Source organism: Polynucleobacter sp. HIN7, assembly GCF_030297595.1.
Taxonomy (GTDB): Bacteria; Pseudomonadota; Gammaproteobacteria; order Burkholderiales; family Burkholderiaceae; genus Polynucleobacter.
This window is the reverse complement of sequence record NZ_AP028138.1, coordinates 1,098,850-1,123,730: the sequence shown is the minus strand read 5'-3', so window position 1 is coordinate 1,123,730 and position 24,881 is coordinate 1,098,850. Positions and strand designations below refer to the sequence as shown.

Annotated in this window: 24 protein-coding genes and 2 tRNA genes; 15 read left to right on the top strand and 11 right to left on the bottom strand. The window is 47.5% G+C overall.

Annotated features, from left to right (window positions below; all coding sequences use genetic code 11):
• From glmM to phoR, 9 genes are all read left to right on the top strand, one after another.
• Complete coding sequence (glmM, locus tag QUE64_RS05925; RefSeq protein ID WP_286224960.1) at window positions 1-1,344, top strand: phosphoglucosamine mutase; 1,344 nt, start codon at window positions 1-3, stop codon at window positions 1,342-1,344.
• Window positions 1,345-1,440: 96 nt separating this feature from the next.
• Window positions 1,441-2,067 carry a phasin family protein gene (locus QUE64_RS05920; protein ID WP_286224959.1) on the top strand — a complete coding sequence of 209 codons (627 nt, stop codon included), beginning with the start codon at window positions 1,441-1,443 and terminating at the stop codon, window positions 2,065-2,067.
• Window positions 2,068-2,232: 165 nt separating this feature from the next.
• Window positions 2,233-3,270: a phosphate ABC transporter substrate-binding protein PstS gene (gene pstS / locus QUE64_RS05915; protein WP_286224958.1), complete on the top strand. Its 1,038-nt coding sequence runs from the start codon at window positions 2,233-2,235 to the stop codon at window positions 3,268-3,270.
• A gap of 70 nt (window positions 3,271-3,340) precedes the next feature.
• Window positions 3,341-4,327 (top strand): phosphate ABC transporter permease subunit PstC, encoded by a 987-nt coding sequence (pstC, locus tag QUE64_RS05910; RefSeq protein WP_286224957.1) that lies wholly within the window; start codon window positions 3,341-3,343, stop codon window positions 4,325-4,327.
• Complete coding sequence (gene pstA / locus QUE64_RS05905) at window positions 4,327-5,184, top strand: phosphate ABC transporter permease PstA (protein ID WP_286223166.1); 858 nt, start codon at window positions 4,327-4,329, stop codon at window positions 5,182-5,184. Before pstC ends, pstA begins: the two co-directional genes overlap by 1 nt.
• 14 nt (window positions 5,185-5,198) lie before the next feature.
• Entirely contained in the window at window positions 5,199-6,005 is an 807-nt protein-coding gene (gene pstB, locus QUE64_RS05900) for a phosphate ABC transporter ATP-binding protein PstB (RefSeq protein ID WP_286224744.1), read from the top strand.
• Window positions 6,006-6,017: 12 nt separating this feature from the next.
• Window positions 6,018-6,722: a phosphate signaling complex protein PhoU gene (phoU, locus tag QUE64_RS05895; RefSeq protein WP_286223165.1), complete on the top strand. Its 705-nt coding sequence runs from the start codon at window positions 6,018-6,020 to the stop codon at window positions 6,720-6,722.
• A 3-nt stretch (window positions 6,723-6,725) separates the two neighbouring features.
• On the top strand, window positions 6,726-7,436 hold the full coding sequence (gene phoB / locus QUE64_RS05890; RefSeq protein WP_286224956.1) for a phosphate regulon transcriptional regulator PhoB: 711 nt from the start codon (window positions 6,726-6,728) through the stop codon (window positions 7,434-7,436).
• 51 nt (window positions 7,437-7,487) lie between these two features.
• Window positions 7,488-8,780, top strand: a complete 1,293-nt coding sequence (phoR, locus tag QUE64_RS05885; protein ID WP_286224955.1) for a phosphate regulon sensor histidine kinase PhoR — start codon at window positions 7,488-7,490, stop codon at window positions 8,778-8,780.
• On the opposite strand, the gene ppk1 is transcribed toward phoR, so the two are convergent.
• Window positions 8,746-10,839 carry a polyphosphate kinase 1 gene (ppk1, locus tag QUE64_RS05880; protein ID WP_286224954.1) on the bottom strand — a complete coding sequence of 698 codons (2,094 nt, stop codon included), beginning with the start codon at window positions 10,837-10,839 and terminating at the stop codon, window positions 8,746-8,748. The genes phoR and ppk1 overlap by 35 nt on opposite strands.
• 77 nt (window positions 10,840-10,916) lie before the next feature.
• Here ppk1 and QUE64_RS05875 point away from each other — a divergent pair, with 77 nt between their 5' ends.
• A complete protein-coding gene (locus QUE64_RS05875; RefSeq protein ID WP_286224953.1) occupies window positions 10,917-12,485 on the top strand; it encodes a Ppx/GppA phosphatase family protein in 1,569 nt (522 codons plus the stop codon).
• On the opposite strand, the gene QUE64_RS05870 is transcribed toward QUE64_RS05875, so the two are convergent.
• From QUE64_RS05870 to QUE64_RS05855, 4 genes are all read right to left on the bottom strand, one after another.
• Window positions 12,482-13,429, bottom strand: a complete 948-nt coding sequence (locus QUE64_RS05870) for a GNAT family N-acetyltransferase (protein WP_286224952.1) — start codon at window positions 13,427-13,429, stop codon at window positions 12,482-12,484. The two genes, QUE64_RS05875 and QUE64_RS05870, sit on opposite strands and share 4 nt — an antisense overlap.
• A gap of 85 nt (window positions 13,430-13,514) precedes the next feature.
• Window positions 13,515-13,916 carry a diacylglycerol kinase gene (locus QUE64_RS05865; RefSeq protein ID WP_286224951.1) on the bottom strand — a complete coding sequence of 134 codons (402 nt, stop codon included), beginning with the start codon at window positions 13,914-13,916 and terminating at the stop codon, window positions 13,515-13,517.
• Window positions 13,916-14,944 carry a glycosyltransferase family 4 protein gene (locus tag QUE64_RS05860; protein WP_286224950.1) on the bottom strand — a complete coding sequence of 343 codons (1,029 nt, stop codon included), beginning with the start codon at window positions 14,942-14,944 and terminating at the stop codon, window positions 13,916-13,918. The genes QUE64_RS05865 and QUE64_RS05860 overlap by 1 nt, the downstream gene beginning before the upstream one ends.
• Window positions 14,941-15,807 (bottom strand): UDP-2,3-diacylglucosamine diphosphatase, encoded by an 867-nt coding sequence (locus QUE64_RS05855; RefSeq protein WP_286224949.1) that lies wholly within the window; start codon window positions 15,805-15,807, stop codon window positions 14,941-14,943. Before QUE64_RS05855 ends, QUE64_RS05860 begins: the two co-directional genes overlap by 4 nt.
• Window positions 15,808-15,903: 96 nt before the next feature.
• Between QUE64_RS05855 and QUE64_RS05850 the strand changes: the two genes are divergently transcribed.
• A complete protein-coding gene (locus QUE64_RS05850; RefSeq protein ID WP_286224948.1) occupies window positions 15,904-16,653 on the top strand; it encodes a lysophospholipid acyltransferase family protein in 750 nt (249 codons plus the stop codon).
• Here the strand turns inward: QUE64_RS05850 and QUE64_RS05845 are convergent.
• A complete protein-coding gene (locus tag QUE64_RS05845) occupies window positions 16,643-18,733 on the bottom strand; it encodes a TonB-dependent receptor (protein WP_286224947.1) in 2,091 nt (696 codons plus the stop codon). The two genes, QUE64_RS05850 and QUE64_RS05845, sit on opposite strands and share 11 nt — an antisense overlap.
• Window positions 18,734-18,833: 100 nt before the next feature.
• Window positions 18,834-19,247 carry a hypothetical protein gene (locus QUE64_RS05840; protein ID WP_286224946.1) on the bottom strand — a complete coding sequence of 138 codons (414 nt, stop codon included), beginning with the start codon at window positions 19,245-19,247 and terminating at the stop codon, window positions 18,834-18,836.
• 82 nt (window positions 19,248-19,329) lie between these two features.
• Between QUE64_RS05840 and QUE64_RS05835 the strand changes: the two genes are divergently transcribed.
• Window positions 19,330-19,406: transfer RNA gene (locus QUE64_RS05835), tRNA-Pro, on the top strand.
• Window positions 19,407-19,434: 28 nt separating this feature from the next.
• Here the strand turns inward: QUE64_RS05835 and QUE64_RS05830 are convergent.
• Genes QUE64_RS05830 through QUE64_RS05820 form a run of 3 tightly spaced genes read right to left on the bottom strand, consistent with a single transcriptional unit; the run spans window position 19,435 to window position 22,551 of the window.
• Window positions 19,435-20,289, bottom strand: coding sequence for a hypothetical protein (locus tag QUE64_RS05830; RefSeq protein ID WP_286224945.1), 855 nt, complete (start codon window positions 20,287-20,289; stop codon window positions 19,435-19,437).
• 53 nt (window positions 20,290-20,342) lie between these two features.
• A complete protein-coding gene (locus tag QUE64_RS05825; protein ID WP_286224944.1) occupies window positions 20,343-21,686 on the bottom strand; it encodes an APC family permease in 1,344 nt (447 codons plus the stop codon).
• A 22-nt stretch (window positions 21,687-21,708) separates the two neighbouring features.
• The gene (locus QUE64_RS05820) at window positions 21,709-22,551 is read right to left on the bottom strand and encodes a methyltransferase domain-containing protein (protein WP_286223151.1); all 843 of its coding nucleotides are present in this window, start codon (window positions 22,549-22,551) and stop codon (window positions 21,709-21,711) included.
• Between the two features lie 110 nt (window positions 22,552-22,661).
• Between QUE64_RS05820 and QUE64_RS05815 the strand changes: the two genes are divergently transcribed.
• The 3 genes from QUE64_RS05815 (at window position 22,662) to QUE64_RS05805 (ending at window position 24,194) form a co-directional block, all read left to right on the top strand.
• Window positions 22,662-22,738: transfer RNA gene (locus tag QUE64_RS05815), tRNA-Arg, on the top strand.
• A 49-nt stretch (window positions 22,739-22,787) separates the two neighbouring features.
• Window positions 22,788-23,150 carry a Rap1a/Tai family immunity protein gene (locus tag QUE64_RS05810; RefSeq protein ID WP_286224943.1) on the top strand — a complete coding sequence of 121 codons (363 nt, stop codon included), beginning with the start codon at window positions 22,788-22,790 and terminating at the stop codon, window positions 23,148-23,150.
• Window positions 23,151-23,180: 30 nt separating this feature from the next.
• Window positions 23,181-24,194, top strand: a complete 1,014-nt coding sequence (locus tag QUE64_RS05805; protein ID WP_286224942.1) for a GNAT family N-acetyltransferase — start codon at window positions 23,181-23,183, stop codon at window positions 24,192-24,194.
• 11 nt (window positions 24,195-24,205) lie between these two features.
• Here QUE64_RS05805 and QUE64_RS05800 read toward each other — a convergent pair whose 3' ends face one another.
• Entirely contained in the window at window positions 24,206-24,811 is a 606-nt protein-coding gene (locus tag QUE64_RS05800) for a GNAT family N-acetyltransferase (protein ID WP_286224941.1), read from the bottom strand.
• Window positions 24,812-24,881 lie beyond the last annotated feature (70 nt).

The window sequence follows — 24,881 nt, the reverse complement described above, 5'->3', positions numbered from 1 at the left end:
ATGACTAAAAAATATTTTGGGACCGATGGCATTCGGGGTGAAGTTGGTATTCCACCCATCGTTCCGGAGTTTATGTTGCGCCTCGGTTACGCTACTGGCATGGTGCTTAAGCGCCATGGCAAACCCAATGAGCGTCAACGCATCCTAATTGGTAAAGACACGCGGGTCTCAGGTTATTTGCTCGAAGCTGCCTTGGAGTCTGGGTTCTCGGCTGCCGGGGTCGATGTCACCTTGTGCGGTCCAATGCCAACTCCTGGGGTCGCTTATCTCACCAAAGCACTGCGCTTATCTGCCGGTGTAGTGATCTCTGCGTCGCATAATCTGTATCAAGATAACGGCATCAAGTTTTTTAATGGCAAGGGTGATAAGTTCTCTGATGCGATCGAGCTTGAGATTGAAGCAGAGCTCGAGAAGCCAATGGGTTGTGTCAGCTCTGACAAGATTGGCAAGGCCTTTCGTTTGGATGATGCAGCAGGGCGCTATATTGAGTTTTGCAAATCTACTTTTCCACAAGACCTTAACCTCAAAGGATTAAAGATTGTGGTGGATTGTGCCAATGGTGCTGCCTATCACACTGCACCGCCAGTGTTTCATGAGCTGGGTGCCGAGGTGATTGCGATTGGAGTAGAGCCTAATGGCAAGAACATCAACGATCATTGTGGTGCCACCGCACCAGCTGCGCTCATTGCTAAAGTTAAGGAAGTGAATGCTGATATTGGGATTGCACTTGATGGCGATGCCGATCGTCTGCAAATGGTGGATCAAAGTGGGCGCCTCTTTAATGGCGATAAGCTCCTCTATATCTTGGCTAAAGATCGTTTAGAGCAAGGCAAGGCAATTGGCGGAGTAGTGGGTACCTTGATGACGAACTTGGCGATTGAAGTCGCTATCAAGAACCTAGGCCTTGGATTTGAGAGAGCCAAGGTCGGAGATCGCTACGTATTGGAGCTCTTACAAGCCAAGCAGTGGGTGATTGGCGGTGAAGGTTCAGGGCATCTTTTATGTTTGGATCAACACAGTACCGGCGATGGCACGATTGCAGCCTTACAAGTACTTGCAGCGATGCAACAAAAGCAACAATCTCTCAACGAACTGTTAGATGGCATCACCATCTATCCGCAAGTGCTCATCAATGTAAAGACTACTCCAAGCTATCAGTGGCAGGCCGATCAAAAGCTTAATGCCATGGTCAGTAAGGTGGAGCAAAGCCTAATTGGTAAGGGCAGGGTCTTAATCCGGCCATCAGGAACTGAACCGGTCCTGCGCGTCATGGTTGAAGCCAATGAGCAAAGTCTGGCACAGGCAAGTGCCGAGGCAATCGCAAAGGAAGTCAGCGTTTCTTGAGGTTAAATTAAGCGACTTGTAACTTGTGCGGCGCATCAAGCGATTGTCATATTCGTTTGTTAGACTGAATAATCTTCATTTAACGAGAGGTGTTCCATGAAAAAGCCGTCAGCAGCTGCTAAGAAAGCCAAAGCACAAGAGTTATTTACCTTGTCCCACAAATTATTAGATGCTGCCAAACAGCTAAGTGAGCATCATGCAGCAGAGTTGCGCTACAACATGCAGCAAGCGATGGAGGCCGCTAAGACTGCTGCACAAAAGGACGTCACCAAGTTGCAAGCCCTACAGAAAAAGGCAGCAGAAGATGCGACTAAGCGTATGAGCGTCTACCAAAAGAAGGTTAAGGCAATCCTGAAAGATATCGGTAACGAAGCAGCCGATGGCGCTGAAAAGCATTTTGATCGTGCTCGTGATGCCATCAGTGACTGGATCAAAGAGGCTGACAAAAAAATACCAATGGGCGGAGAAAAACTTGCGAAGGTTGTGCGTGAGGTATCCGATGCGGGCGCCAAAGTATTTAAAGAGGGCCGTAAGGCAGTAGAGGGCGCAATTAATTCTGCTGAAAAGAATTTGCATACAGTTGCCAAAAAGGCCAGTAAAGCCATTGCACCCAAAGCACCAACCAAACGAAAGACTGCGGTTAAAAAATTAGTCCCCAGAAAAACATCCCGAGCCGTCAAAAAGGCCGAATCAAGCACTCCTGGAAAAACTTCCGATCAGTGATCTCTTTTATTTATTGAAGAGACAGTGGGGTGGCATATGCTGCTAGCCCATTGATTCATTTGATTTTTTTAAGAAACTTCATTTAGTTTCTTGTCATGAAAGCGTCATATTTCCTGTTTATTGTTCAAGTATCGCGTTGTGCGAGAACCATTTAAAGGAAGATAAATGACGATTACCTTGAAAAAAGCCCTAGTAGTAGCGGCTCTTTCTCTATCCACTGCCAGTTTTGCTCCAGCAGCCTTTGCTGCAGACATTACTGGTGCTGGTGCAACATTTCCATACCCCATTTATGCCAAGTGGGCCGAAGCTTATAAAGCTCGCACTGGCAATGGTTTGAACTATCAATCAATCGGCTCTTCAGGCGGTGTCAAACAAATTAAAGCCAAGACTGTAGACTTTGGTGCAACCGACAACCCAGTGAAGTTTGAAGATCTACAGGCCGATGGATTGGTTCAGTTCCCTGCAATTATTGGTGGTGTTGTGCCAATCATTAATTTAGATGGCATCAAGCCCGGTCAAATTCGTTTGGACGGCCAAACCTTGGCTGATATTTTCCAAGGCAAGATCACGAACTTCAACGACAAGCGCATTGCTGACTTGAACCCTGGCGTGAAGATTCCTGCGGGAGAGATCACCGTGGTGCATCGTGCCGACGGTTCTGGTACTACTGCAATTTTCACTGACTACTTGGCCAAAGTAAGTGCCGATTGGAAATCCGCTGTTGGCGCTGGTGCTGCTGTGAAGTGGCCTGCCGCTTCATCGGTTGGTGGTAAAGGCAATGAAGGCGTGGCTGCAAACGTTTCACGTGTTAAGAACTCCATTGGTTATGTGGAGTATGCCTATGCTAAGAAGAACAACATGACCCACGTACAACTTCGTAATGCTGCTGGACAGTTTGTGCAGCCCGATGACGATACATTTGCGGCTGCCGCTGCCGGTACCGATTGGGCAAAGATTCCTGGAATGGGAACCTTTATCACCAATGCTGGCGGTGCCAAATCCTGGCCCATTACTGGTGCATCCTTTATCTTGATGTACAAAGAGCCTGCAAACAAAGCACGTTCAGCCGAAGTATTAAAGTTCTTTGACTTTGCTTTCAAAGAGGGTAAAAAGATGGCAGCTGAGTTGGACTATGTGCCAATGCCTGATGCCACGACTGACTTCATTCGCAAGAGTGTTTGGAATCAAATTAATACAAAGTAATCTCTTTACCGACTGTTCTAAAATCAGCCCTAGTATCACTGGGGCTGATTTTGTCTAAAAAGGTCTATTTATGGAAGCCGCGTTAAGCAATCACGTAGTCAATCACGAAGTCCTAAGTATTGCTAAACGACAGCGTGCTCTCGATCGCGTCTTTAAATATTCCACGCAATTTTTTGCATTGACTGTATTGCTTGCATTACTCGGCATTATTGCTTCCTTAATTTTTAATGCTGCTCCAGCGCTTAGTAAATTTGGTTTCGGGTTCTTCACCACAGTAGAGTGGGACATTATTAATGGCGAGTTTGGTGGCCTGATTGCCATCTACGGAACCATCATGACCTCGCTGATTGCTCTGGTGATCGCAGTTCCATTGAGTTTTGGTATCGCAGTATTTTTAACTGAGATCTGTCCTACTATTTTAAGACGCCCGCTTGGAACCGCAATTGAGATCTTGGCTGCAGTGCCGTCCATTATTTACGGTATGTTTGGATTATTCATTTTTGCACCTTTATTTGCCGACTATGTTCAACCAGCTCTTGCTGCAACATTGGGGCAAATTCCTGGGCTGGGTATTCTGTTCTCAGGCGCCTTTAATGGAATTGGTATTTTGTGTGCCGGTTTAATTTTGGCAATGATGGTTCTGCCATTTATTGCTTCGGTGATGCGTGATGTATTTGAAATTGTTCCCCCGGTATTAAAAGAGTCTGCCTACGGTATTGGTTGCACCACCTGGGAAGTGGTCAAGAACGTTGTTTTACCCTACACCAAGACCGGTGTCATTGGGGGCATTATGTTAGGTCTAGGGCGCGCTCTTGGGGAGACCATGGCCGTCACCTTTGTGATTGGCAATGCGCACAAGATTTCAGCGTCGCTCTTTGCTCCAGGAAATTCGATTGCATCGACTTTGGCAAATGAGTTCGGTGAAGCAGAAGTGGGCCTGCATTATTCCTCATTATTTGCCTTAGGCTTGGCATTGTTTGTGATCACTTTCATCGTTTTATCGCTCGCAAAGATCATGTTGATGCGCATGGAAGCTAATCAAGGAGTCAAAACCTAATGAGCACGCGCGATCCATCCTTATTTGCTAAAAGAAAGCGGGCTAATGCCCTGGGCCTGACTTTCTCCATGATTGCCATGTCGATCGGCATGCTATTCCTTTTCTGGATCTTGGCCATTCTTCTGTGGAAGGGTTTTGCCGCAATTAGCCCATCTTTATTCCTTGCCAGCACTCCAGCACCCGGATCAGAGGGGGGCGGTCTAGCCAATCCCATCGTCGGTAGTTTGATGATGGTGGCTTTCTGTGCCTTTATCAGCACACCCATCGGAATCTTGGCAGGAATCTATTTGTCCGAGTATGGCCAAAATAATAAATTTTCAGAAGTGACGCGTTTTGTCACCGATATTATGTTGTCGGCTCCATCTATTGTGATTGGTCTCTTTGTCTATGCCATCATCGTCTATCAAGTAAAGCACTTTTCAGGATGGGCTGGAACGGTTGCACTCTCCTTAATCGCAATCCCAGTCGTCGTACGTACCACTGAAAACATGCTGAAGTTGGTACCCACCACACTTCGTGAAGCGGCTTTTGCGCTTGGCGCCCCAAAGTGGAAGGTATCGCTGAGCGTGGTTTTGCGGGCCGCTAAGAGTGGTGTGATTACGGGTGTATTGTTGGCGATTGCACGGGTAAGTGGAGAAACCGCGCCTTTGCTATTTACTGCTTTAAATAATCAGTTCTTCTCAACCAATATGAATGCCCCGATGGCTAATTTACCCGTGGTGATCTTCCAGTTTGCTATGAGCCCATATGACAATTGGGTCAATTTGGCTTGGGGTGGGGCGCTCCTAATTACGTTTGCGGTTCTCGGTTTAAATATTTTGGCTCGCGTAGTATTGCGTGAAAAGGTAAAAGTATGACAATGATGAAAACGATGTTTCATGCGGATATTAATCAGACTGTTGAACAGCAGTCCGCTGAGCAAGTGGCCGTTGCTCTCAAGATTAAGAACCTAAACTTTTTCTATGGCAGTTTTCAGGGTCTCAAGAATATCAACCTCGATATCTTGGAGCGTAAGGTTACTGCGTTTATTGGCCCATCAGGTTGTGGCAAATCGACCTTATTACGAACCTTAAACCGCATGTATGACCTTTACCCAGGTCAGCGTGCTGAGGGTGAAATTACCTTCTATGGCGAGAATATTTTGGAAAAGGGTAAGGATGTTAATTTACTCCGCTCCCGAATTGGGATGGTCTTTCAAAAACCGACACCATTTCCGATGTCGATCTATGAGAACATTGCCTTTGGAGTTCGTCTTTATGAGCGCTTATCGAAAGCAGAGATGGATGAGCGGGTTGAGTGGGCGCTCAATAAAGCCGCCTTGTGGAATGAGGTGAAAGATAAGCTCAATCAAAGTGGTCTATCTCTTTCGGGCGGTCAGCAACAACGTCTTTGTATTGCTCGTGGTGTCGCAGTGAAGCCATCGGTTCTGTTATTGGATGAGCCAACCTCAGCTCTAGACCCCATTTCAACGGCTAAGGTCGAAGAGCTAATCAATGAGCTCAAAAAGGATTACACGATTGCGATTGTGACTCATAATATGCAACAAGCTGCGCGTGTTTCTGATTTCACCGCCTATATGTATTTGGGTGAACTGATTGAATACGGCAAAACCGATGAAATTTTTATTAAGCCAAAGCGTAAAGAAACCGAGGATTACATCACTGGTCGCTTTGGTTAGTGAGGAGAAGCAATGAACGATCGCCATCTATCATCTCAATTTGACGAGGACTTAAATTCTTTATGTAGCAAGCTGCTTAAAATGGGTGGCCTAGTAGAGTCCCAGGTCGAGGTTGCCATGCGTGGATTCTCAGAAACTAATATTGATTTATGCAATCAAGTCATTGAACGAGAAAAATCAATTAATACCTTAGAGGTTGAAATTGATTCTGCATGCACTGAGTTAATTGCGCGTCGTCAACCAACAGCCCGTGACTTGCGATTGGTCATGGCGATTTCTAAGGCGATTACCAATCTTGAACGAGCCGGCGATGAAGCAGAAATTGTTGCGAAGCGTGCCAAGCGCGTGATTGAGCAGGCGCCGAACTATAAAATTAATGCTGCGGAGATTAAGCTCTCCGGGCAAATGGCCATTGAGCTATTGCGCCGTTCCCTTGACTGTTTTGCACGTCTTGATGCCGCCTCGGCTGCCAAAGTGGTTGAGGATGATAAACAAATCGATGAAGAGTTTAGGGGTTTTGTGCGTAAACTCATTACTTACATGGCAGAAGATCCCAAGATGATCTCAACCGGACTGGATCTTTTATCGATTGCAAAAGCAATCGAGCGGATTGGAGATCACTCAAAAAATATTGCAGAGTTTGTGATCTATATTGTGAAAGGCGCCGACGTTCGTCATGTGCCACATGATGACCTAGTTCGCGAGGCGACTAAGTAGCCCATGTCACACCGCATTCTGATTATTGAAGATGAACCTTCGATTGCAGAACTGATTGCGATTAATCTAACTCATTCAGGTTTTACTGTGGAGCGTGCCCTGCAATCGGAGGAGGGGCTGCAAAAGATTAAATCTCAAAAACCCGATTTATTGATCTTGGATTGGATGATGCCCGGTAAATCGGGGGTGCAATTCACCAAAGAACTTCGCGCTAGTCCTGAGTTACAAAATATACCCATTCTGATGCTGACCGCCAAAGGCGCAGAAGCCGATAAGATCCAGGGGCTAGACTCTGGGGCAGACGATTATGTGACCAAGCCATTTTCGCCAAATGAACTCATTGCTCGGGTGAGGGCACTATTACGACGTAATACGGTCTTAGGGATGAGTGACGATGTATTAAAACTCGGACCCATTCTATTAGACCCAGTTACTCATCGCATCACAGTAACCCATCTTGGAGAAAAAGAGCAATCGCTCAACTTGGGCCCAACCGAATTCCGCCTTCTGCAGTTCTTCATGGGCAATCCTGAGCGGGTTCATAGCCGCTCGCATCTTCTGGATCGGGTTTGGGGCGATCAGGTCTACATCGAGGAGCGGACCGTTGATGTCCATATTAAGCGCTTACGCGCGGCCCTATCGGAAGCCAATTGTGATCAATATATCGAGACCGTGCGCGGTAGCGGCTACCGGATCACTAAAACCCCAGCTTAGGCGTTATGCTTAATTTTTGAGCATCTCCGGAAGATGCTCTAAGATGTCGCCATGCTTTCTGGATTTCTCCGCCTTATCCCAATCCTTCTGCTTGCCGGCGTTGCTGGCTTGATTGGTGAGTGGTTTCTACGGGATGAGCTTGGTTGGCTTCTTGCGGTATTCATCATTGTGTTTAGCCTATTCATTGCCTATGTCAATCAATCCCGCCTAGACGCCTTTGTAAAGGGAGCAGGAATCTCTCATTTATCGGGATTTGGCGGCGCTTGGGCAGAAATCTTCTTCAAGCTCCAACGCATTATTACTGGCTTGCGTAAAGACATTGAGCAGGCAGAGCGCCAGCATAAACGCTTTATTGAGGCGTTTCAGGCATCCCCGAATGGTATTGTGATGCTTGATGATCAAGATCAAATCGAGTGGTGCAATGCGATTGCGGAACGCTTTTTGGGGATTGAGCTCAAACGTGATGTGTTACAACGGATTCATTACATCGTCCGCAAACCAGAGTTTGTGCAATACATCACTGAGCGCAATTATGAAGAGCCGATTGTGTTGGAGAAGATGAGTGGTTCAAGCCTGATACTTCGTCTGCAAGCATTTCCGTTCTCTGAGAACCGCCGCTTAGTCTTGATTCAGGACATCACGGATTTGAGTAAGGCTGAGGCCATGCGGCGTGATTTCGTGGCCAATGTTTCGCATGAGATGCGCACACCGCTCACCGTCATGATGGGCTTTTTGGAGACCATGCAAACCTTGGATCTACCACCCGAGCAAAAGGCCCAATACCTCGAGATGATGATGGATCAAGGTAAGCGCATGAAGAATTTAGTTGAGGACCTCTTAACTCTGGCAAACCTTGAGGCCAATACGCAGCCAGCACCTCTGAACAGCGTTTCCATGAGCTATCTGATGTCGCTCATTAAGAATGATGCCTACGCCTTATCGCAGGGTAAACATGCTCTGAACTTTAATCTCAATACAACCTGTAATTTATTGGGTGAAGAGCGCGAGGTGTTATCGGCTTTTAGTAATTTAGTATCAAATGCCATACGGTACACACCTGAAGTGGGATCAGTTACGGTCTCGTGGGGTATCAATCCTGCGGGTGAGGGCGAGTTCTCGGTAACCGATACGGGACCTGGGATTTCAGCGGAACACATTCCACGCTTAACGGAGCGCTTCTATCGAGTGGATCGGAGTCGCTCGCGCGAGACCGGTGGTACCGGTCTTGGGCTAGCGATTGTGAAGCATGTGGCGAGCCGTCATCAAGCCCAGTTAGTGGTTGAGAGTACGCTTGGCAAGGGTAGTACCTTTACCCTGCGCTTTCCCCCCGAGCGAATTTCTTAAGCAGTTCGAGCTGACCCACGATCGGGGTTTGGTTGCTGCGTGGCTTACTCTTCACGTAACCACCATCGGGCTTCATTAGCCATGCTGAGGCATTGTCTTTGAGAAAAATCATTAAGCCCTCGTTAATCACCCGTTGCTTGAGTTTGGGATCCTTTACCGGGAAGGCAACCTCCACGCGGCGCAGGAGATTACGCTCCATCCAATCTGCGCTCGACAGATAGACCTGTTCAGAGCCGCCATGATAGAAGTAATAAATCCGGTGATGCTCTAAAAAGCGACCCACAATCGAGCGTACCTTGATGTTCTCGGACAGACCTTTCACCCCAGGGCGCAGAGCGCAGACCCCGCGCACAATCAGATCGATCTTCACTCCGGCCTGCGAGGCTTTATAGAGCTCTTCGATAATGGTCTTTTCTAAAAGAGCATTCATCTTGCCGATAATGCGCGCTTTCTTACCTTGTTTTGCGGCCTTGGTCTCGGCGCGGATGTGATGTACGAGTTGCTCGAGCATAGTGAAGGGCGCTTCCCACAGTTCGCGGGTCTCGAGCTGCATCCCAGTGCCAGTGAGTTGCTGAAAAACTTGATGCACATCCTTGGTGATGAGTGGATCGCAGGTCATCAAACCAAAGTCGGTGTAGAGCTTAGCGGTACGGGGGTGATAGTTGCCGGTTCCAAGGTGGGCATAGCGCACCAATGAGGATTTTCCGGACTTATGGATTTTCTCTTTACGAACGATCAGCAATAGTTTGGCATGGCATTTATGTCCGACCACTCCATAGACCACATGTGCACCCACTTCCTCTAAGCGAGCTGCCCAGTTGATATTGGTTTGCTCATCAAAACGGGCAAGGAGCTCAAGGACCACCGTAACCTCTTTGCCATTTTGGGCAGCCTCAATTAAAGCCTCCATGACTGGCGATTTATCACCAGTCCGATACACCGTTTGCTTAATTGCCAATACGTGAGGATCGCGACTTGCTTCGCGCAATAGATCTAAGACGGGCTCAAAGCTCTCATAGGGATGATGCAAAAGAATATCGGCCTGCTTAATGCGCTCAAAGAATGAGACAGCTCCATTACCTGAGCCGTGCTTAAATGGTATGGCAGGAGTGTATGGTTTAAAGACCAGCTTAGGCTCATCAACCAAGTCTGGGAGTTGAGCAAGGCGGACCAAATTGACCGGGCCATTGACACGGTAACAATCGCGCATATCAAGATTATTTTCCTTGCATAAGCGCTGTAAGAGAGCATCTGGAATATTGATATTCGCCTCTAGGCGCACTGCATCACCCAAGTGACGGGTAGGTAGCTCGCCTTGCAAGGCTTGACGAAGATCGGTGATCTCATCATCGGAAACGAACAGATCAGAATTACGCGTCACCCGAAATGGATAGCAACCAAGCACTTTCATCCCCGGAAATAGCTGACCCACATACGCTTGAATAAAGGAGGATAAAAATACAAAGGTGTTCGTATTGCCTGATAAGCGGTGAGGCATTTTGACCAAACGAGGCAGTGCGCGCGGTGCTTGCACCACAGCAAGATTAGCCTTGCGTCCAAAAGCATCCTTCCCATCAAGTTGAACGATAAAGTTCAGGCTTTTATTGATGACGCGTGGGAAAGGGTGAACCGGATCGAGGGCGATGGGTGTGAGTAAGGGAAAGAGTTCTTCTTTAAAGAAGTCTTCAGCCCAAACTCGCTGTTCATCATTCCAGTAATCGGGTAGTAAAAATTCAATACCCGCTTTGCGTAACTGCGGGATCAGCACCTGTTGATAAAGATGATACTGGCGCTCAACCAAGGTGTGGGCATGTTGAGAGACCAGTTCATAACTCTCTGCAATGGTCCGCCCATCAGAGCCTACCTTTAAGGGGTTATCGATGAGCTGTTCCTTGATACCTGACATCCGAATCTCAAAAAACTCATCGAGATTACTCGAGACAATGCTCAGAAAGCGAATGCGCTCCAGTAGGGGGATCTTCGGATCCTCCGCTTGCGCCAGAACCCGTGAATTAAACTCGAGGATACCGATTTCACGGTTGAGTAATAGAAGTGACATATCTCTTTATATTTCACAAATGTGTCACTTTTATTTCATACGATAATAGTCTTTGACTTTAATAAATCCTAAATACCGTGTCTAAGACCAGCACCCCTAATAAGCCCGGACTAGACCTAGTGGCCGCTGTAGACCTTGGCTCCAATAGCTTTCGATTGCTCATCTGCCAGGCCTACATTACTCCCTCCGGGATGCAGTTACGTACCATCGACACCTTGCGCGAGCCAGTTCGTTTGGCAGCCGGCCTAACCCCTGGCAAGGTCTTGGATGACGAGGCGATGGAGCGGGGTTTAGGGGCGATTCGACGCTTTGGCGAGCGCTTGCGGGGCTTTCGACCTGAACAGGTGAGAGCCGTTGCCACCAACACCTTACGGGTAGCGCGCAATGCGCAAAAGTTTGTGCAAGAGGCTCAGGTTGCTTTGGGATTTCCGATTGAGGTAATCGCTGGAGTGGAAGAAGCCCGTCTCATTTATATCGGTACCTCGCATGAGGCTCCAGCTGTTTCAGGCAATCGCTTGGTAATCGATGTGGGTGGTGGCTCGAGTGAGTTCATCATCGGTAAGGGTTACGAGCCGAAGCTCCTGGAGAGCCTTTATATTGGTTGTGTATCGCATAGTATTCGTTTTTTCCCCAATGGAGTGATTGATCCCCACGCATTCAAAGAGGCTGAGCTGGCTGCGCGTCGTGAGGTGCAGGTAATTAAGGGCCGATTTAGTAAATCGGGCTGGAATCAAGTGATTGGCTCATCGGGAACGGCACGCGCTTTGGCTGACTTGATAGCGGATAACAAATTGAATGGTTCAGGGGAGAAGTCAACCCTGGACCCGCTAGACAATAGTGGTGCCGGAGTAATTACCTTGCAGGGTCTCAAGGGCCTGAAGAAACGCCTTCTAGATTTTGATCACATCGATCGAGTCAATCTCATCAACCTCAAGGATGATCGTCGCCCCGTCTTGCCGGGTGGACTATCCATCATGCTCGCCATCTTTGATGAGTTAGGTATTGAGCGTATGGAAGTTAGTGATGCAGCCCTCCGAGTTGGCGTGCTCTACGATTTATTAGGACGGACGCAGCACGACGACATGCGCTTTGTGACCGTTGAGCAGTTTATGCAACGTTATGCAGTTGATCGTGAGCAGGCGCATCGTTTAGGCACTTTGGCAGCGGAGTTCTTAGCCCAATTACCAAAGCCTAATCACGAGAGCCGTACCGATAACCTTGCCTTACTTGGTTGGTCAGCAAACCTACATGAAGTCGGATTATCAATCTCGCATAACGGCTATCACAAACATTCAGCCTATATCGCCGCAAATGCGGATATGCCAGGGTTCTCCAAGAATGATCAAGCCCGACTGGCAGCGCTCTTATTAGGACATACAGGCAAACTGGGCAAGCTCTCAAACAATGCCAACTTCACCGACTGGCGTATGTTATTCTGCATTCGTCTAGCGCATGTCTTGTGCCGCTCACGCATGGATGAGCACCTACCAAAGGTGAAGATAAAGAATCCTAATAGCGAGACCTTTGAGGTTGCGATTGATCGGCAGTGGGCCAATGCCCACCCCTTAACCGAGTTCAGTCTACGTAAAGAAGCGGCGGAGTGGGAACGAATCGGGTACCGCTACACCCTAAAGCTAACGGATTAGTCCGCCTTTTCCAGAAAATGCTTCGCGTAGCGCGGATTCATTTCTGAGAGGCGCAGCATCGTGAGTAGGTCGGCGGTGTTGAAGTCGGGATCCCAAGCAGGAGCACTGCAAATCTTAGCCCCGAGTTTCAGGTAGCCCTTAATGAGCGGTGGTGCTTCCACATGCAGACCGCCATTTAAGCGATCTAAGGGGAGAGGTAGCTTCGGAAACGCATGGTTCTCAACGGGTGCCATTTGCTCTGGTCCGAGCGAGTTGTAGAGGCTGGCTGCATAGTGACCGCCATCGGCCATTGGGATGCTGGCGCAACCAAGCATGATCTCGTATTGGTGCTGCTTCATATACTGGCCAAGACCACTCCATAGCGCCATGATCACTGCACCCGAGCGATAGTCTTCATGCACACACGAGCGACCCACCTCAACCATTTTGGGTCGCAAGTGATTAATGCGGGAGAGATCAAACTCCGAATCTGAGTAAAGGCGGCCAAGTTGACTGGCTTTATGAGGTGGCAGGACCCGGTAAGTACCAATGACGCGTAAGGTCTCTGGGTCACGAATCAATAAATGATCGCAATAGGCATCAAACTCATCGATATCAAGACCCTCTTCATTGACTGGCAGATGCGCACCCATCTCTTCGGCAAATACCTTGTAACGCAGGCGCTGCGCCTCTTTAATCTCCTCGGCATTGATGGCCCACGAGATCTTAAAGGGAGCACGCTTGGCTTTACCTAAGAGCTGAGGAACGTTTTCTAATCCAGTCTTAGACGTGGGCGTGTCGGACTTGATATCGCCCTCAGGAGTCTCTGGCTTTTTGCCAAAGAGCTTTTTGAGAGGATTCAATTTATCCGCCCAGGGTTTAGTGGAAATTGATGCGTTCGCATGACGTTTCGTTGTAATAAATAGGTTGTCTAAAGGCGAAAAAGGATTTGGGATATCAGGCATTGTGATTCCTTAGTTGATAGCCTGATCCTATAGGGCATATATTACAGGAATAAGGCAGGGGTGACAAAATCATAAGTAATTGTTTTTATTGAATAAATTCTTGATAGAGGACGGTAGCCCAGATCACAAAGGCAATGAGTAGGGCTAGCATCACAGCGGCAGAGCCAAAATCCTTGGCCCGCTTGGAGAGGTCATGGTGCTCAAAGGAGATTCGGTCGATAGCGGCTTCTACGCTCGAGTTCAGCAGTTCAATCACCAGCACCATGATTAAGGAGCAGATCATGAGAGCCTTCGCAAGAAGGCCGATCGGCAAGAGAGCAGCAACGGGACTTAAGACTACTAATAAGACCAGTTCCTGCCGGAAAGCACTTTCCTCTTTAAATGCAAAGACCAAACCATGCCAGGAGTTCTTGGCCGCATGAATCGCTCGGGTCAGACCGCGATTCCCCTTATGGGGATTTTGTTTAATGTCGTATGGTTGGCTCATCAAGCGGGAACCGTTTGCGTGCTCACATGCACACGCACTGGCTTTAGATGATTGGCAAACTGCTCACTCGCCGCTTTCCATGAGAACTTCTCGGCATGGGCGCGGGCCACCTCACGCGGAATCCTTAGGGCTTCCATACACGCGGTCTTTAAATCCGCATGCATGACTCCAGCTTTGGAATCACCCAGTACATCAATTGGACCAGTGACAGGATAGGCTGCTACAGGCAAACCGCAAGCCATGGCTTCAAGTAAAACGAGACCAAAGGTGTCAGTCTTGCTCGGGAACACAAAGACATCAGCGGCTGCATAGACCTCAGCCAATTGATATTGATTTAAGACACCAAGATAGTTGACGAGTGGGTATTTCTCTTTAATTTCCTTTAAGGCCGGACCATCTCCGACTACCCACTTTGATCCCGGGAGATCAATTTCCAAAAACGCATTGATGTTTTTCTCAACCGCAACCCGACCCACATATAAAAAGATAGGATGAGCTGAATTTAATACTTTGGAGGGTTGGACTTTAAATATCTCTAGATCAACGCCGCGCGACCAGATCACGACATTGTCAAAACCGTATTTCTCGAGATCGTCTTTCACCACTTGAGTGGGCGCCATCACTGCCATCGAGGGACCATGAAACCACTTCAGAAACCGATAAGTCCACGCCAGTGGAATGCGGGTGCGTGCGTAGACGTATTCCGGAAAACGGGTGTGATAAGCGGTGGAGAATGGTAAGTTGTGGCGCAGTGCGTAGGAGCGTGCGGCCAGGCCCAGTGGACCCTCGGTCGCAATATGAATTGCATCGGGCGAGAAGGCCTTCATGCGTTTAGTGACACCTTTGCCAGGCAAGATCGATAAAGAAATGTCTGGATAGGTGGGGCAGGGAATGGTCTTAAATTCTGTGGGCGTAATCATCTCGACCTGATGCCCCATCTTTTGGAGCTCATAGGTGGTTTGCTTGAGGGTTCTGACAACCCCATTGACTTGGGGTTCCCAAGCGTCAGTTACGATCATGATTCTCATGAAATAGTCTCCATTGAATGAGTGGTAGTGGATTGCGCCATCAACGCAGGCGATGCGGCTCGGCTCGGAAAAGAAATCGATAGACTCATTTGCTCAACCATCACCTCTTCGATAACCGGTTTGTCATCTAAGATGCGTGGCCAATGCACAATCTTGAGCTCACCCTCATGGGTCTCAACTAAGGCGGTCAAACTCTCGACCCAATCGCCATCATTGCAATAGAGGAGGTTATCGATCATACGGATCTCGGCTTTATGAATATGCCCACAGACCACGCCTTGGCAGCCCCGTAAACGGGCCTCGCGGGCCATGATCATTTCAAAGTCGGCAATGTAGCTCACCGCATTCTTGACCTGGTGCTTTAAGTATTGTGAGAGCGACCAATACTGCATGCCCATCCGAATACGCAGTAGATTGAGATAGCGATTGAAGTACAAAATGAGGGAGTAGAGATTGTCGCCCACATAGGCAAGCCACTTGGCGTATTGCATCACGCCATCAAATAAATCACCATGGGTAATCCAGAGCTTGCGACCATCGGCCGTCGTATGAATAGCCTCCGGAACGACTTTGATTTCACCAAAGGAGAGGCCCAAGAACTGACGCACAGACTCATCATGATTACCGGGCACATAGACGACCTCAGTACCTTTGCGAGCCTTGCGTAAGATCTTTTGCACGACATCGTTATGCGACTGAGGCCAGTAAATACTCTTCTTTAAGCGCCAGCCATCAATGATGTCGCCAACCAAATAAAGAGTATCGGATTCGTTATGCTTTAAGAAATCGAGGAGGAACTTTGCCTGGCATCCAGGTGTCCCGAGATGCACGTCTGAGATCCAAATGGCTCGATAGTGCTCCATGGACCTCTACAATGCCACCGCATCATGAAATCATCATGACACTTTGGTGTCAGTTTGATGACAAGCTCCGGGGCAACCCCCTTTATTATCTCAACTATGGCAGATTCATCCCGACTCTTATTCTGGCCCGCCTTGCAAATCATTTTCCATGTGATCAAAGGCGCATTGATTCTGATTGTGATTTTCCCCTTTGCGCAGGAATCGACCAAAAAACATCATATTCAGACTTGGTCAAGACAACTTCTTAAGATCTTTAAGCTCAAACTCAAGGTCATCAATGCCGAGTATTTACCCAAGAGCGGGGGCTATCTGATTTCGGCTAACCATATTTCTTGGATTGATATTGCCAGTATTCATTCCTTCTTGCCTTGCCGCTTTGTCGCCAAATCCGAGGTAGCAAGCTGGCCCATCTTTGGCTGGATGGCAAGGCAAACCGGTACGCTCTTTATTCGTCGAGATAACAAACGACACGGCAAAGAGATTGCTAAACAATTAGAAGACCTTCTGCCTAAAGAGCCAATATGCATCTTCCCAGAGGGCACCTCGACGGCAGGAGATCGGGTTTTACCCTTCAAGACGAATCTCTTTGAGTCAGCCGCCCAAACCCAGGTTCAAACCTTCCCAATGGCCATTCGGTATCGCAATGCGCATCAGGAATATAGCGATGCCACCGCCTTCATTGGCGACATGACCTTGATTGATTCCATTGCCAAGATGCTGAGAGCCAAAGCTATTACCGTCGAGCTGATCTTTGCACCAAGCCCTGCAGTCGAACTGGATCGCAAGGATCTCGCGCTGTATTGCGAGAACCAGGTGCGATCCATGATTGAGACTTCTAGAAGTTAGCTCGAACACCCACCATCAAACTGCGACCCGGTTGGGGTGCATACAAACGAACTGCCATCGGTGTGGTGGCATAGCGAATATCATCGTTCAGAATATTTCTGAGCATCATATAGCCCGTCCAACTCACCTTATTGATCTTTTCGGTATAGGACAAACCGGCATTTAAGAGGTTATAGCTTGGAGTTGGGCCAACCTCCCAGTCAGCAAGACGATTTTGCTGAAAGCTATAGGTATAACTGGCGTTCGCCAACCAACCATTCTTCTGATGCGCCACCTGCACACCAACGCGAGGAGCAGGCTGCAAGGGCAGGTTACCACCCGCATCAAAGGTGCCTTGAGACGCATCGGCAAACAAGCGTGCACCACTGCCGACATTACCCCAGTTGTAGGTCAGCTCACCCTCAGCCCCCTTAATGGTGGCAGCGGCTTGTTGATATTGGACTACGTTGAATAGCTCATCATCTTCTGCCCCAGCATACTCATTCGGAAGGTAGTAACCATAAATGTAGTTATTAAATTTGTTGAGATATACATTCACCTTACCTTTGACTTTGCCTAATGTTTTTTGGATATTCAACTCGAGGTTATGAGAGGTTTCTTTATTGAGGTTTGAGTTTCCAACAACAAAAGTCGCTGTAGCTTCATGAACCCCATAGGAGTAAAGTTCAGGAGCCGAAGGAGCTCTTTGTGAAACGGTGTAAGACAACCCAGTTCCATAACCGTTTGCAAAGTTCCAGAGACCTCCTGCTGAATACGATAGAAGATTGAAATTTCGGTTTTGTAAGCCTGGCGCTAGAGGGGCGGCACCTGGACCTGCATAATAAGGAGCCTCAAACTCTGTTGCAAGATTCGGTTTTTGCCCAACGTTGTCGTAACGCAAGCCTAGATTTCCTTGCAATGCCCCCCATCTTCCTTCCTCAATCCAGAAGAGCGCATTCGAGTTTGTTTTGGTGGATGGCAAGATGGCATAACTTCCGCTTTCAACCTCTGTGGCCTCCATCGAACTGTTAGTTACTTGTGCGCCAAACGTTCCTTTCCAGCCCATGAACTGTTTATGCGCAAGCTCTAAACGAAATTCATTAGCTATGTTTTTCCAAACCGCAGCTGCTTCGCCAGAAGTTTTAAATTCAGTATGGTTGTAGTTGCCATTCGCTGCGCTGAACTTAATCGAAGAGAACCCCGCAAATGGCTCACGGGTTTGGTGCTGGAAGTCGTATCGATTTTGAGATTGATTAATAAATCCACCCTCAGGCGTTGGAATACCGTAGTTATTGTTCAAACGCTCAACTGAGATTCCTGTGTACCCTGATTTACCGATGTACGACGCACCTACACCCAAGTTATTTTGGTTGTTAAAAGAGTTGGGAAGCTTCCCGGTGTAGTTGGGAGCGGTCTCTCCCTCATAGGGGCCGATTGGCCATCCCCCTGGAGCTAAGGTTGAATTCCCCGGAATCCGATAGTTCTGGTTGTTATTGATTGCTGTATCCACATGAACTGCCACAGATCCTACGGAGCCTTCAATGACACCCGATGCGGCACGACCATTGCTCACCGTGTCATAGCTAGTGTTCACAGCACCCGTAGCTTTACCAGGTAGCGTTGTCAGAATCCGATCATTGACGATATTCACCAAACCACCGCTCGATCCTGAGCCATAGAGCAGGGCGGCAGCCCCTCTCAAAATCTCAATCTGTCTGGCGTTCGCTACTGGGCTGGCTACCGCATGATCGGCAGAGATTGCTGAGACATCGCCAACCGATAGACCGTTTTGTAAGATCTGTACGCGTGCTCCTTCGAGACCGCGCATCACAGGACGCGAGGCACCAAGACCGTAACCCGTTTGCGATACACCAAGTTCATTTCCAATGGTGGCACCTAAGGTGGTGCCTAATTTATCTTGCAGCTCATTACCTTGCAAGATCTTGGTGGGAGTCAAAATACTGCTTGCAGACTCACGGGAGCCCGTGACATCAATTTGCATGGGATTTTGTTGTGCGATGGCTGCACTACTAAATGCAGCTGTTGCCACAAGCCAAAGGGCTGATCGCCGTGTTGCGATCACTGAATATGTCAGGTTCATGATTGATTCATCCAAATGGGGGGATGACCCGGCCACGCCAGGTCAAACCGTTTAATCATCCAAATCAGTCTTCAAGCGAAGACCGATTTACGAAGGGGGATTAGAGGATGAGGAGTGGAGGTGCCCGCGATTGATAGGGCTCGTGAGTGCGGGTTGCACTAACTTGTTTAACAAAGCCAAAGAGAGATTGGCTAAAACCATTTGGAACAACCAACTGAGTTGGACTACTAGTAATAAGACCTGCGAGTGTGATTGCATCAAAGAGTTGGCACTCGACCGAATGTTCTTCATGACCCAGGAATGCAAAAATTGAGTGATCATGGCTCTCGCAACTGGCATGGGACTCATGGGTCTGTAGAGTTACTGAGGGTTTAAGTTCTTGGTGTTCTATCTGGTGAACCAACCCAAGCCATTGGGTGCTTAAGAGACTCAGCAGCACCAAGCCAAGCATGCCCCAGCGCTTGATGGGCGGGGTATCTTGGGCAAAGAGGCGATGGTGCAATAAAGAAGGCATATCGTCAATACTACCTGAGCTGTCAAGCCCCCCTAATGTAGGAAGGTGTTCAGAGCCCAGTCAGGCTATAATAGAGGTCTGTCGGAGTGTAGCGCAGCCTGGTAGCGCACCTGCTTTGGGAGCAGGGGGTCCAAGGTTCGAATCCTTGTACTCCGACCACTTTTCTCTTGTTACGCTCGTAACCTCCTCAAAAACGCCACGTTACCCCAACCTCGGTCCGGTCGGATGTAATGCCCTTGCTAGTCCAAGCATTGTTGGGTGTGGTGCTGCTCTGCAGATAAGACAGGCCAATATCCACATTCTTATTCATCGAGAATATTGCTGCCACCATTCCGTAGTCATTGACAGCGGCTGCATTTGGGGACGTATCAATCGAGCTACCAATATCTAAAGCAAGCTTAAGCCATGAGTTCACAATCCAAACAGGCGCAATAGAACCCGATACTAAATTGATTTGATACGGACTGTATGTGCCGCTTATGGGATAGTTGGTGTTGTAGGGATTGCGGGCATAACTAATATTGGTATGTACCTGAATGCGTTCCCAATAGTAGGAGATGATGTAATTGATCTCATAGTTGGTTTTTGCCAGACCCAAACCTTGCACTTGTTGCGAAGTACTAGCTGGCAGAGTAATCGCAGGCTTAATTGCCATTCCAAGACCCGTTTGACCATCGCCCCAGAAGCGCCATTTCAAGGAAACAATGTTGTTTGAGAATGGTGAATACGATCCGCGCGGGGTTGCATAGTAGGTTGTTGAAAATGCGATCTCGGTCGTATCGGAGATGCCGTGCGTATAGGTAAATGGAAATGCCTTCGCATTACCAAGCCCCCGGAACTCCTCGCCAGGAGTGGCGACGCTACCAGGATTACCTGGCGTGTTGTTGTGCAGAACATAAAAGTACTGCTCGATCTGATTGACCCTCTTGCCAATCGTGCCTGCATCATCGGTGTTCAAGGGCTCAAATGCATGACCAAGTCTTGGCAATCCAGCCAAGACCAGTATCAGCAAAGCGCAATGAATGAACCAGGACAAACGCATGAACCACATCCACAAAAGCTCTAGTTTACAGAGCAAGATGTCAGTTCAATGACCTAAGAGATCTTCCGTAACCGCAGAATAAGAAGAGCAACTAAGCCTGCCAGCATCACATAGAAGGAGATCTCGACTGCTCCTTTGCTGTGGGCATACATAATGCTCGAATAGGCTAAGTAGGCACATGAGGCACAGAAGATCAGTGGTGTGATGGGGTAGAGAGGTACACTAAAGGGGCGCGGAGAGCGGTCTTTAAACCGCAATACAAATAAGCCAAGGCCAACCAGTAACAAGAAGGTCCAAAACACTGGGGCAGTAAATTCCACCATGGCTTCAAAGCCATCACTTTGCAAAGCACCAAAGCCAACTAAAGCCAGGCTGATGACACCCTGAACTAGATATGCAAATGTGGGGGTGCCACGGGCGGATTCCCATTTGCCCATTTTGCTTAAGCCATCCCAGTCTTCACCCATTGCGTAGTTGGTACGGGCTCCCACAATCATGGTGGCATTAATACTAGTTAGCGCTGCAACTGCCACAAACAAACCGAGTAATTTTTCACCGACGGGGCCAAAGACCAAACCTAATAAGTCAGCAGGAGCCGCCTTACTACCGGCTAACGCTTTCAGGCCTAGTCCATTAATAAGAGCAATATTGACCAGTAAGTAGATGATGGTAATCACCACCAGGCTAATCACAATCACGCTCACGATCGTTTTGCTAGTGCCCTTGAGTTCAGCGGAAATGTAGGCGGATTCGTTCCAACCGCCAAAGGTGAGTAAGACAAAGACCATCCCCAGGCCAAGCATGCCGAGTTGCGGGGTATTGCTAAATAAGGGTGGGTTATCAACGGGGGGTGGAGTATTACCGAATAAACCAAAGCCAGCGATGATGATGGCGACTAAACCAGTCACCTCTAAAATAGTCAGTACTGTTTGCACATTAGCCGACGCATGAATACCAATCAAATTAATGAGCGTAAGTGCAATCACAATCAAGAATGCCCAATAGAGGGAGGAGTGAGCTCCCAAAGGCAATACTTTGGTCATATAGTCACCAAAGACGAAGGCTAGCAATGCAATCGAGCCAGTATTAATAACCATCGCTTTGGCCCAGCCATACAAGAACGAGACGCTCTTGCCATACGCACGGGTCAAGAAATGGTAATCACCGCCTGCATGAGGATAGAGGGTAGCAAGCTCAGCGTAGCAAAGGGCGCCCATCAATGAGATGAGTGCGCCAGCGATCCAAATCGTAATTGCCCAACCAACATCACCAGTGATACCGGCAACCATCGATGGGGTTTTGAAGATGCCGGCACCAATGACGATGCCCACAATAATGGCAACAGCCCCAAGGGGGCTGAGCAAACGTTGAGGAGAGGCGCTAGCGTTAGCGCCCAAAGAGCTTCCCATCTATAAAGATTTAGCGACGCTTACCAGTTACTTCAGCAAACGTCGTGCCACCTTTGTCTTCGCCTTTTAGCTGAGAGCCATTGACTGTCACTTTGACTGTATGTAGATTGTTCTTACGATCGAGATAGCCAAAACTCAGTTTGTCACCCTCAAGAGTTGGATTCAGAATCGGTTGTGATTTGCCATTGATGGTGAGATTGCCACCAATGCGTTGATAACGTTGCGACAAACTCAGGGTGCCTTTGCCGTTTACATCGACACCATCGAGCTGCCATTCGCCAGCCACATTGGCAGGAACCACCCAGAAGTAACCCTTGGAGCCTACATCAATTTCTTTATCCGCTTCCCAATCACCCATCGTGAATGCGTGCGAGACCACGCGAGTACCGGGCTTCATAGCTAAGATGGTGGGGCGCAGACGCAAATTGAGGTCAGGCAACAAATAAAGAGTCACTACAGTTGCTTTACTGAAATCTTCTTTGAAGATATCGCCATTAATGATCTTCACACGATCACCAACGCCTGCACGATTGGCATTACGTTGGGCAAAGGCTGCCATATCGGGATTGAACTCAATACCCACAGCACGGGCACCAAACTCTTTGGCTGCAGCAATTGCGATCTTGCCGTCACCAGCACCGAGGTCGTAGACCAAATCATTGGGACCTACTTTGGCGGTCTTGAGCATTTGAGTAACGAGTTCGTTGCCAGTTGGCATCCAGATGACATCCTTGCCTTCTTGACCCAGGCGGGGCTGATACTTGTCGTCGCCCACATCAGCGGGGAACTGAGCAAATGAGGAAACGGACAGGCTTAAACCAACCAATAAAAGCCAGGATTTGAGGAATTTCATGAAATCTCCAACACAGTTTTTGTTATGAAAACACTATTTATAACAGGAGTTTAATAAATTGCCCAAAAGAGCCCAAGGCAGGGGATAGTCCATTAAAATCAGCTATCCAACTGCCCATAGCTCAGCTGGATAGAGCAACGGCCTTCTAAGCCGTAGGTCGCAGGTTCGACTCCTGCTGGGCAGGCCAATTCATCTGTTTATAGATTTTTTGTTAATCTAAAGAATTGAACAGGTATATGAATACTCTTACTCTATTTCTAATCACAGTTTTGCTACCCGTGAGCGTACTAGCTCAATCTTCGACCATGCCGATACCCAATCTCACAACAGGCAGATTAACTCCAATTTGTAATCAATTATTAGATGATAAGCAACAGGCCGTTGGCTTTAACCAAGGCCTGTGTGTCGGTATTATTTTGGGGGTTGAAGATAATGCCCATTACGATAAAAAAATTTGTGTTCCTAAGGATATAGATATTAAAGAACGCATTCGAGTAGTAAATAACTATATTGCCACTCAATCAAATAGGGCAGGCGAGGCTTTTGCTTCATTAACTTTTGATGCGATGGCTCAAAAATGGCCTTGTCGTAGCAAGTAGGGTATTCATTCTGTTTAATTAGAGATCCAAATGAATTCAAATTCAACCGATGGTTTTTTAATCAGACCTGCAGAACCAAGTGATGCAAAAGCAATTATCGAGGCACTAACTCGTTGCTACGGTAATAGTTATCCTAATCCGCAGATGTATCAGGTCGATGAGGTAAAAAATTTGATCCAATCTCAGCTAATGCACTCAGTCATAGCAATCTCTCCCCAGGGGTCGGTTGCCGGACATTGCGCCCTTAGTTATGAACATCCCTTAGATCAAGTTCCGGAGGCTGGAAAGCTATTTGTTGATCCTGATTATCGAGGAAAACATCTTTCTGATATGTTGGCAAAGGAGCGAAAAAAACATGCCCAATTAATTGGTTTACAGGGCTTTTGGGCGGCCTGCGTTACTAATCACCCCTATAGTCAATTAGAAATTATCTCCCTGGGAGGTATAGAAACTGGATTATTAATAAACGGACAACCTAAGTCTGTTCATATGGATGGATTGCAAAATGTTGATGATGCACGACATTCCCTTATTCCATGCTACGTAAATATTCAAGATAAAGGTAATTTTTTGGCATATGTTTCCCCACATCACACATCCTTTTTTGAGGACTTACTGAGGCATACGGGAATTAAAAGAAAACTGATTAGTCAAGCCACCTTGAATAAATCCGTTGATCTATCAAACTTAAGTATCCATCACTCCCCAGAAGGAAAGCCATCATTTATCAAAGTAAGGGAAATTGGCCAGGATTTTTTGAGAAGAATTGAAAGCCTTATGGATGTACTGCGAACTGAAAATCATCCAGTAATTTACATCGATATTCCATTGAGCGATCCCTTAGCGAGCCAATCAATAAGTGATGTAGAGTCTCTAGGATTCTTTTGGGGTGCTTGGTTACCAAATTATGACCAAAATGGTGATGTACTTAGACTTCAGTGTTTGTTAGATCCATCTGTAAATGAAACAAGCATTGTTTGCGCAAGAAAAGAAAGTGAATTTATTCGAGATTACGTTTTATCAGAATGGCGTAGAACACGGTAATTTCGTTGAAATTATTCGAAAGTATTGGCTAATTTATAGGAAAGATTTGCTTTTATTGCAGGGAATTCGCTGGCAATAATGCTGTACACACAGGTATCTCTGATGCTGTTCATAGCATCAGGATGGCGATTTAGTTGATGACTTCTCAGGACGCCATCTAATTTTGCGCCTAGTCTTTCAATGCCACTTCGACTTTGGTGGTTAAACCAATGGGTCCGAAATTCAACGGCAATACAGTTCAACGTCTCAAAAGCATACGTCAACAACATTAATTTACATTCGGTATTAATTGCAGTTCTTTGGACAGATTTGCGATACCAAGTAGAGCCGATTTCCACTCTTCGATTATGTTCGTCAATATTCATATACGTTGTCATGCCAATAGGACTGCCTTTGGAATCCAAAACGCAGAATGGATTCATCGAACCTATTTTTTGTAACCCTAAGCGTCTTTCTATTTCTTTTGCCATGCCCTCAGGCGTTGGAATAGTTGTGTACCAAAGTTTCCAAAGCTCGCCATCCCTGACGGCATCGCACAGGGCATCGTGATGAGCCATCTCTAACGGAACCAAAGCCGCATATTTGCCTTGTAGGGTTAGGGGAGTTGAGATTTTCATATTATTTAATACAGATTAGCATATGAAAAATTATCCAAAAGACAAAAAGGGTAAATTAGGCTGGAATCTT

Coding starts and splice junctions, on each gene's coding strand:
- pstA (WP_286223166.1), top strand. CDS start 4,327: ATGAGCACGCGCGATCCATCCTTATTTGCTAAAAGAAAGCGGGCTAAT.
- glmM (WP_286224960.1), top strand. CDS start 1: ATGACTAAAAAATATTTTGGGACCGATGGCATTCGGGGTGAAGTTGGT.
- QUE64_RS05810 (WP_286224943.1), top strand. CDS start 22,788: ATGAATACTCTTACTCTATTTCTAATCACAGTTTTGCTACCCGTGAGC.
- QUE64_RS05840 (WP_286224946.1), bottom strand. CDS start 19,247: ATGCCTTCTTTATTGCACCATCGCCTCTTTGCCCAAGATACCCCGCCC.
- QUE64_RS05850 (WP_286224948.1), top strand. CDS start 15,904: ATGGCAGATTCATCCCGACTCTTATTCTGGCCCGCCTTGCAAATCATT.
- pstB (WP_286224744.1), top strand. CDS start 5,199: ATGTTTCATGCGGATATTAATCAGACTGTTGAACAGCAGTCCGCTGAG.
- QUE64_RS05830 (WP_286224945.1), bottom strand. CDS start 20,289: ATGCGTTTGTCCTGGTTCATTCATTGCGCTTTGCTGATACTGGTCTTG.
- pstS (WP_286224958.1), top strand. CDS start 2,233: ATGACGATTACCTTGAAAAAAGCCCTAGTAGTAGCGGCTCTTTCTCTA.
- QUE64_RS05920 (WP_286224959.1), top strand. CDS start 1,441: ATGAAAAAGCCGTCAGCAGCTGCTAAGAAAGCCAAAGCACAAGAGTTA.
- QUE64_RS05800 (WP_286224941.1), bottom strand. CDS start 24,811: ATGAAAATCTCAACTCCCCTAACCCTACAAGGCAAATATGCGGCTTTG.
- QUE64_RS05865 (WP_286224951.1), bottom strand. CDS start 13,916: ATGAGCCAACCATACGACATTAAACAAAATCCCCATAAGGGGAATCGC.
- phoB (WP_286224956.1), top strand. CDS start 6,726: ATGTCACACCGCATTCTGATTATTGAAGATGAACCTTCGATTGCAGAA.
- QUE64_RS05845 (WP_286224947.1), bottom strand. CDS start 18,733: ATGAACCTGACATATTCAGTGATCGCAACACGGCGATCAGCCCTTTGG.
- QUE64_RS05870 (WP_286224952.1), bottom strand. CDS start 13,429: ATGCCTGATATCCCAAATCCTTTTTCGCCTTTAGACAACCTATTTATT.
- QUE64_RS05860 (WP_286224950.1), bottom strand. CDS start 14,944: ATGAGAATCATGATCGTAACTGACGCTTGGGAACCCCAAGTCAATGGG.
- ppk1 (WP_286224954.1), bottom strand. CDS start 10,839: ATGTCACTTCTATTACTCAACCGTGAAATCGGTATCCTCGAGTTTAAT.
- QUE64_RS05805 (WP_286224942.1), top strand. CDS start 23,181: ATGAATTCAAATTCAACCGATGGTTTTTTAATCAGACCTGCAGAACCA.
- phoR (WP_286224955.1), top strand. CDS start 7,488: ATGCTTTCTGGATTTCTCCGCCTTATCCCAATCCTTCTGCTTGCCGGC.
- QUE64_RS05820 (WP_286223151.1), bottom strand. CDS start 22,551: ATGAAATTCCTCAAATCCTGGCTTTTATTGGTTGGTTTAAGCCTGTCC.
- phoU (WP_286223165.1), top strand. CDS start 6,018: ATGAACGATCGCCATCTATCATCTCAATTTGACGAGGACTTAAATTCT.
- QUE64_RS05855 (WP_286224949.1), bottom strand. CDS start 15,807: ATGGAGCACTATCGAGCCATTTGGATCTCAGACGTGCATCTCGGGACA.
- pstC (WP_286224957.1), top strand. CDS start 3,341: ATGGAAGCCGCGTTAAGCAATCACGTAGTCAATCACGAAGTCCTAAGT.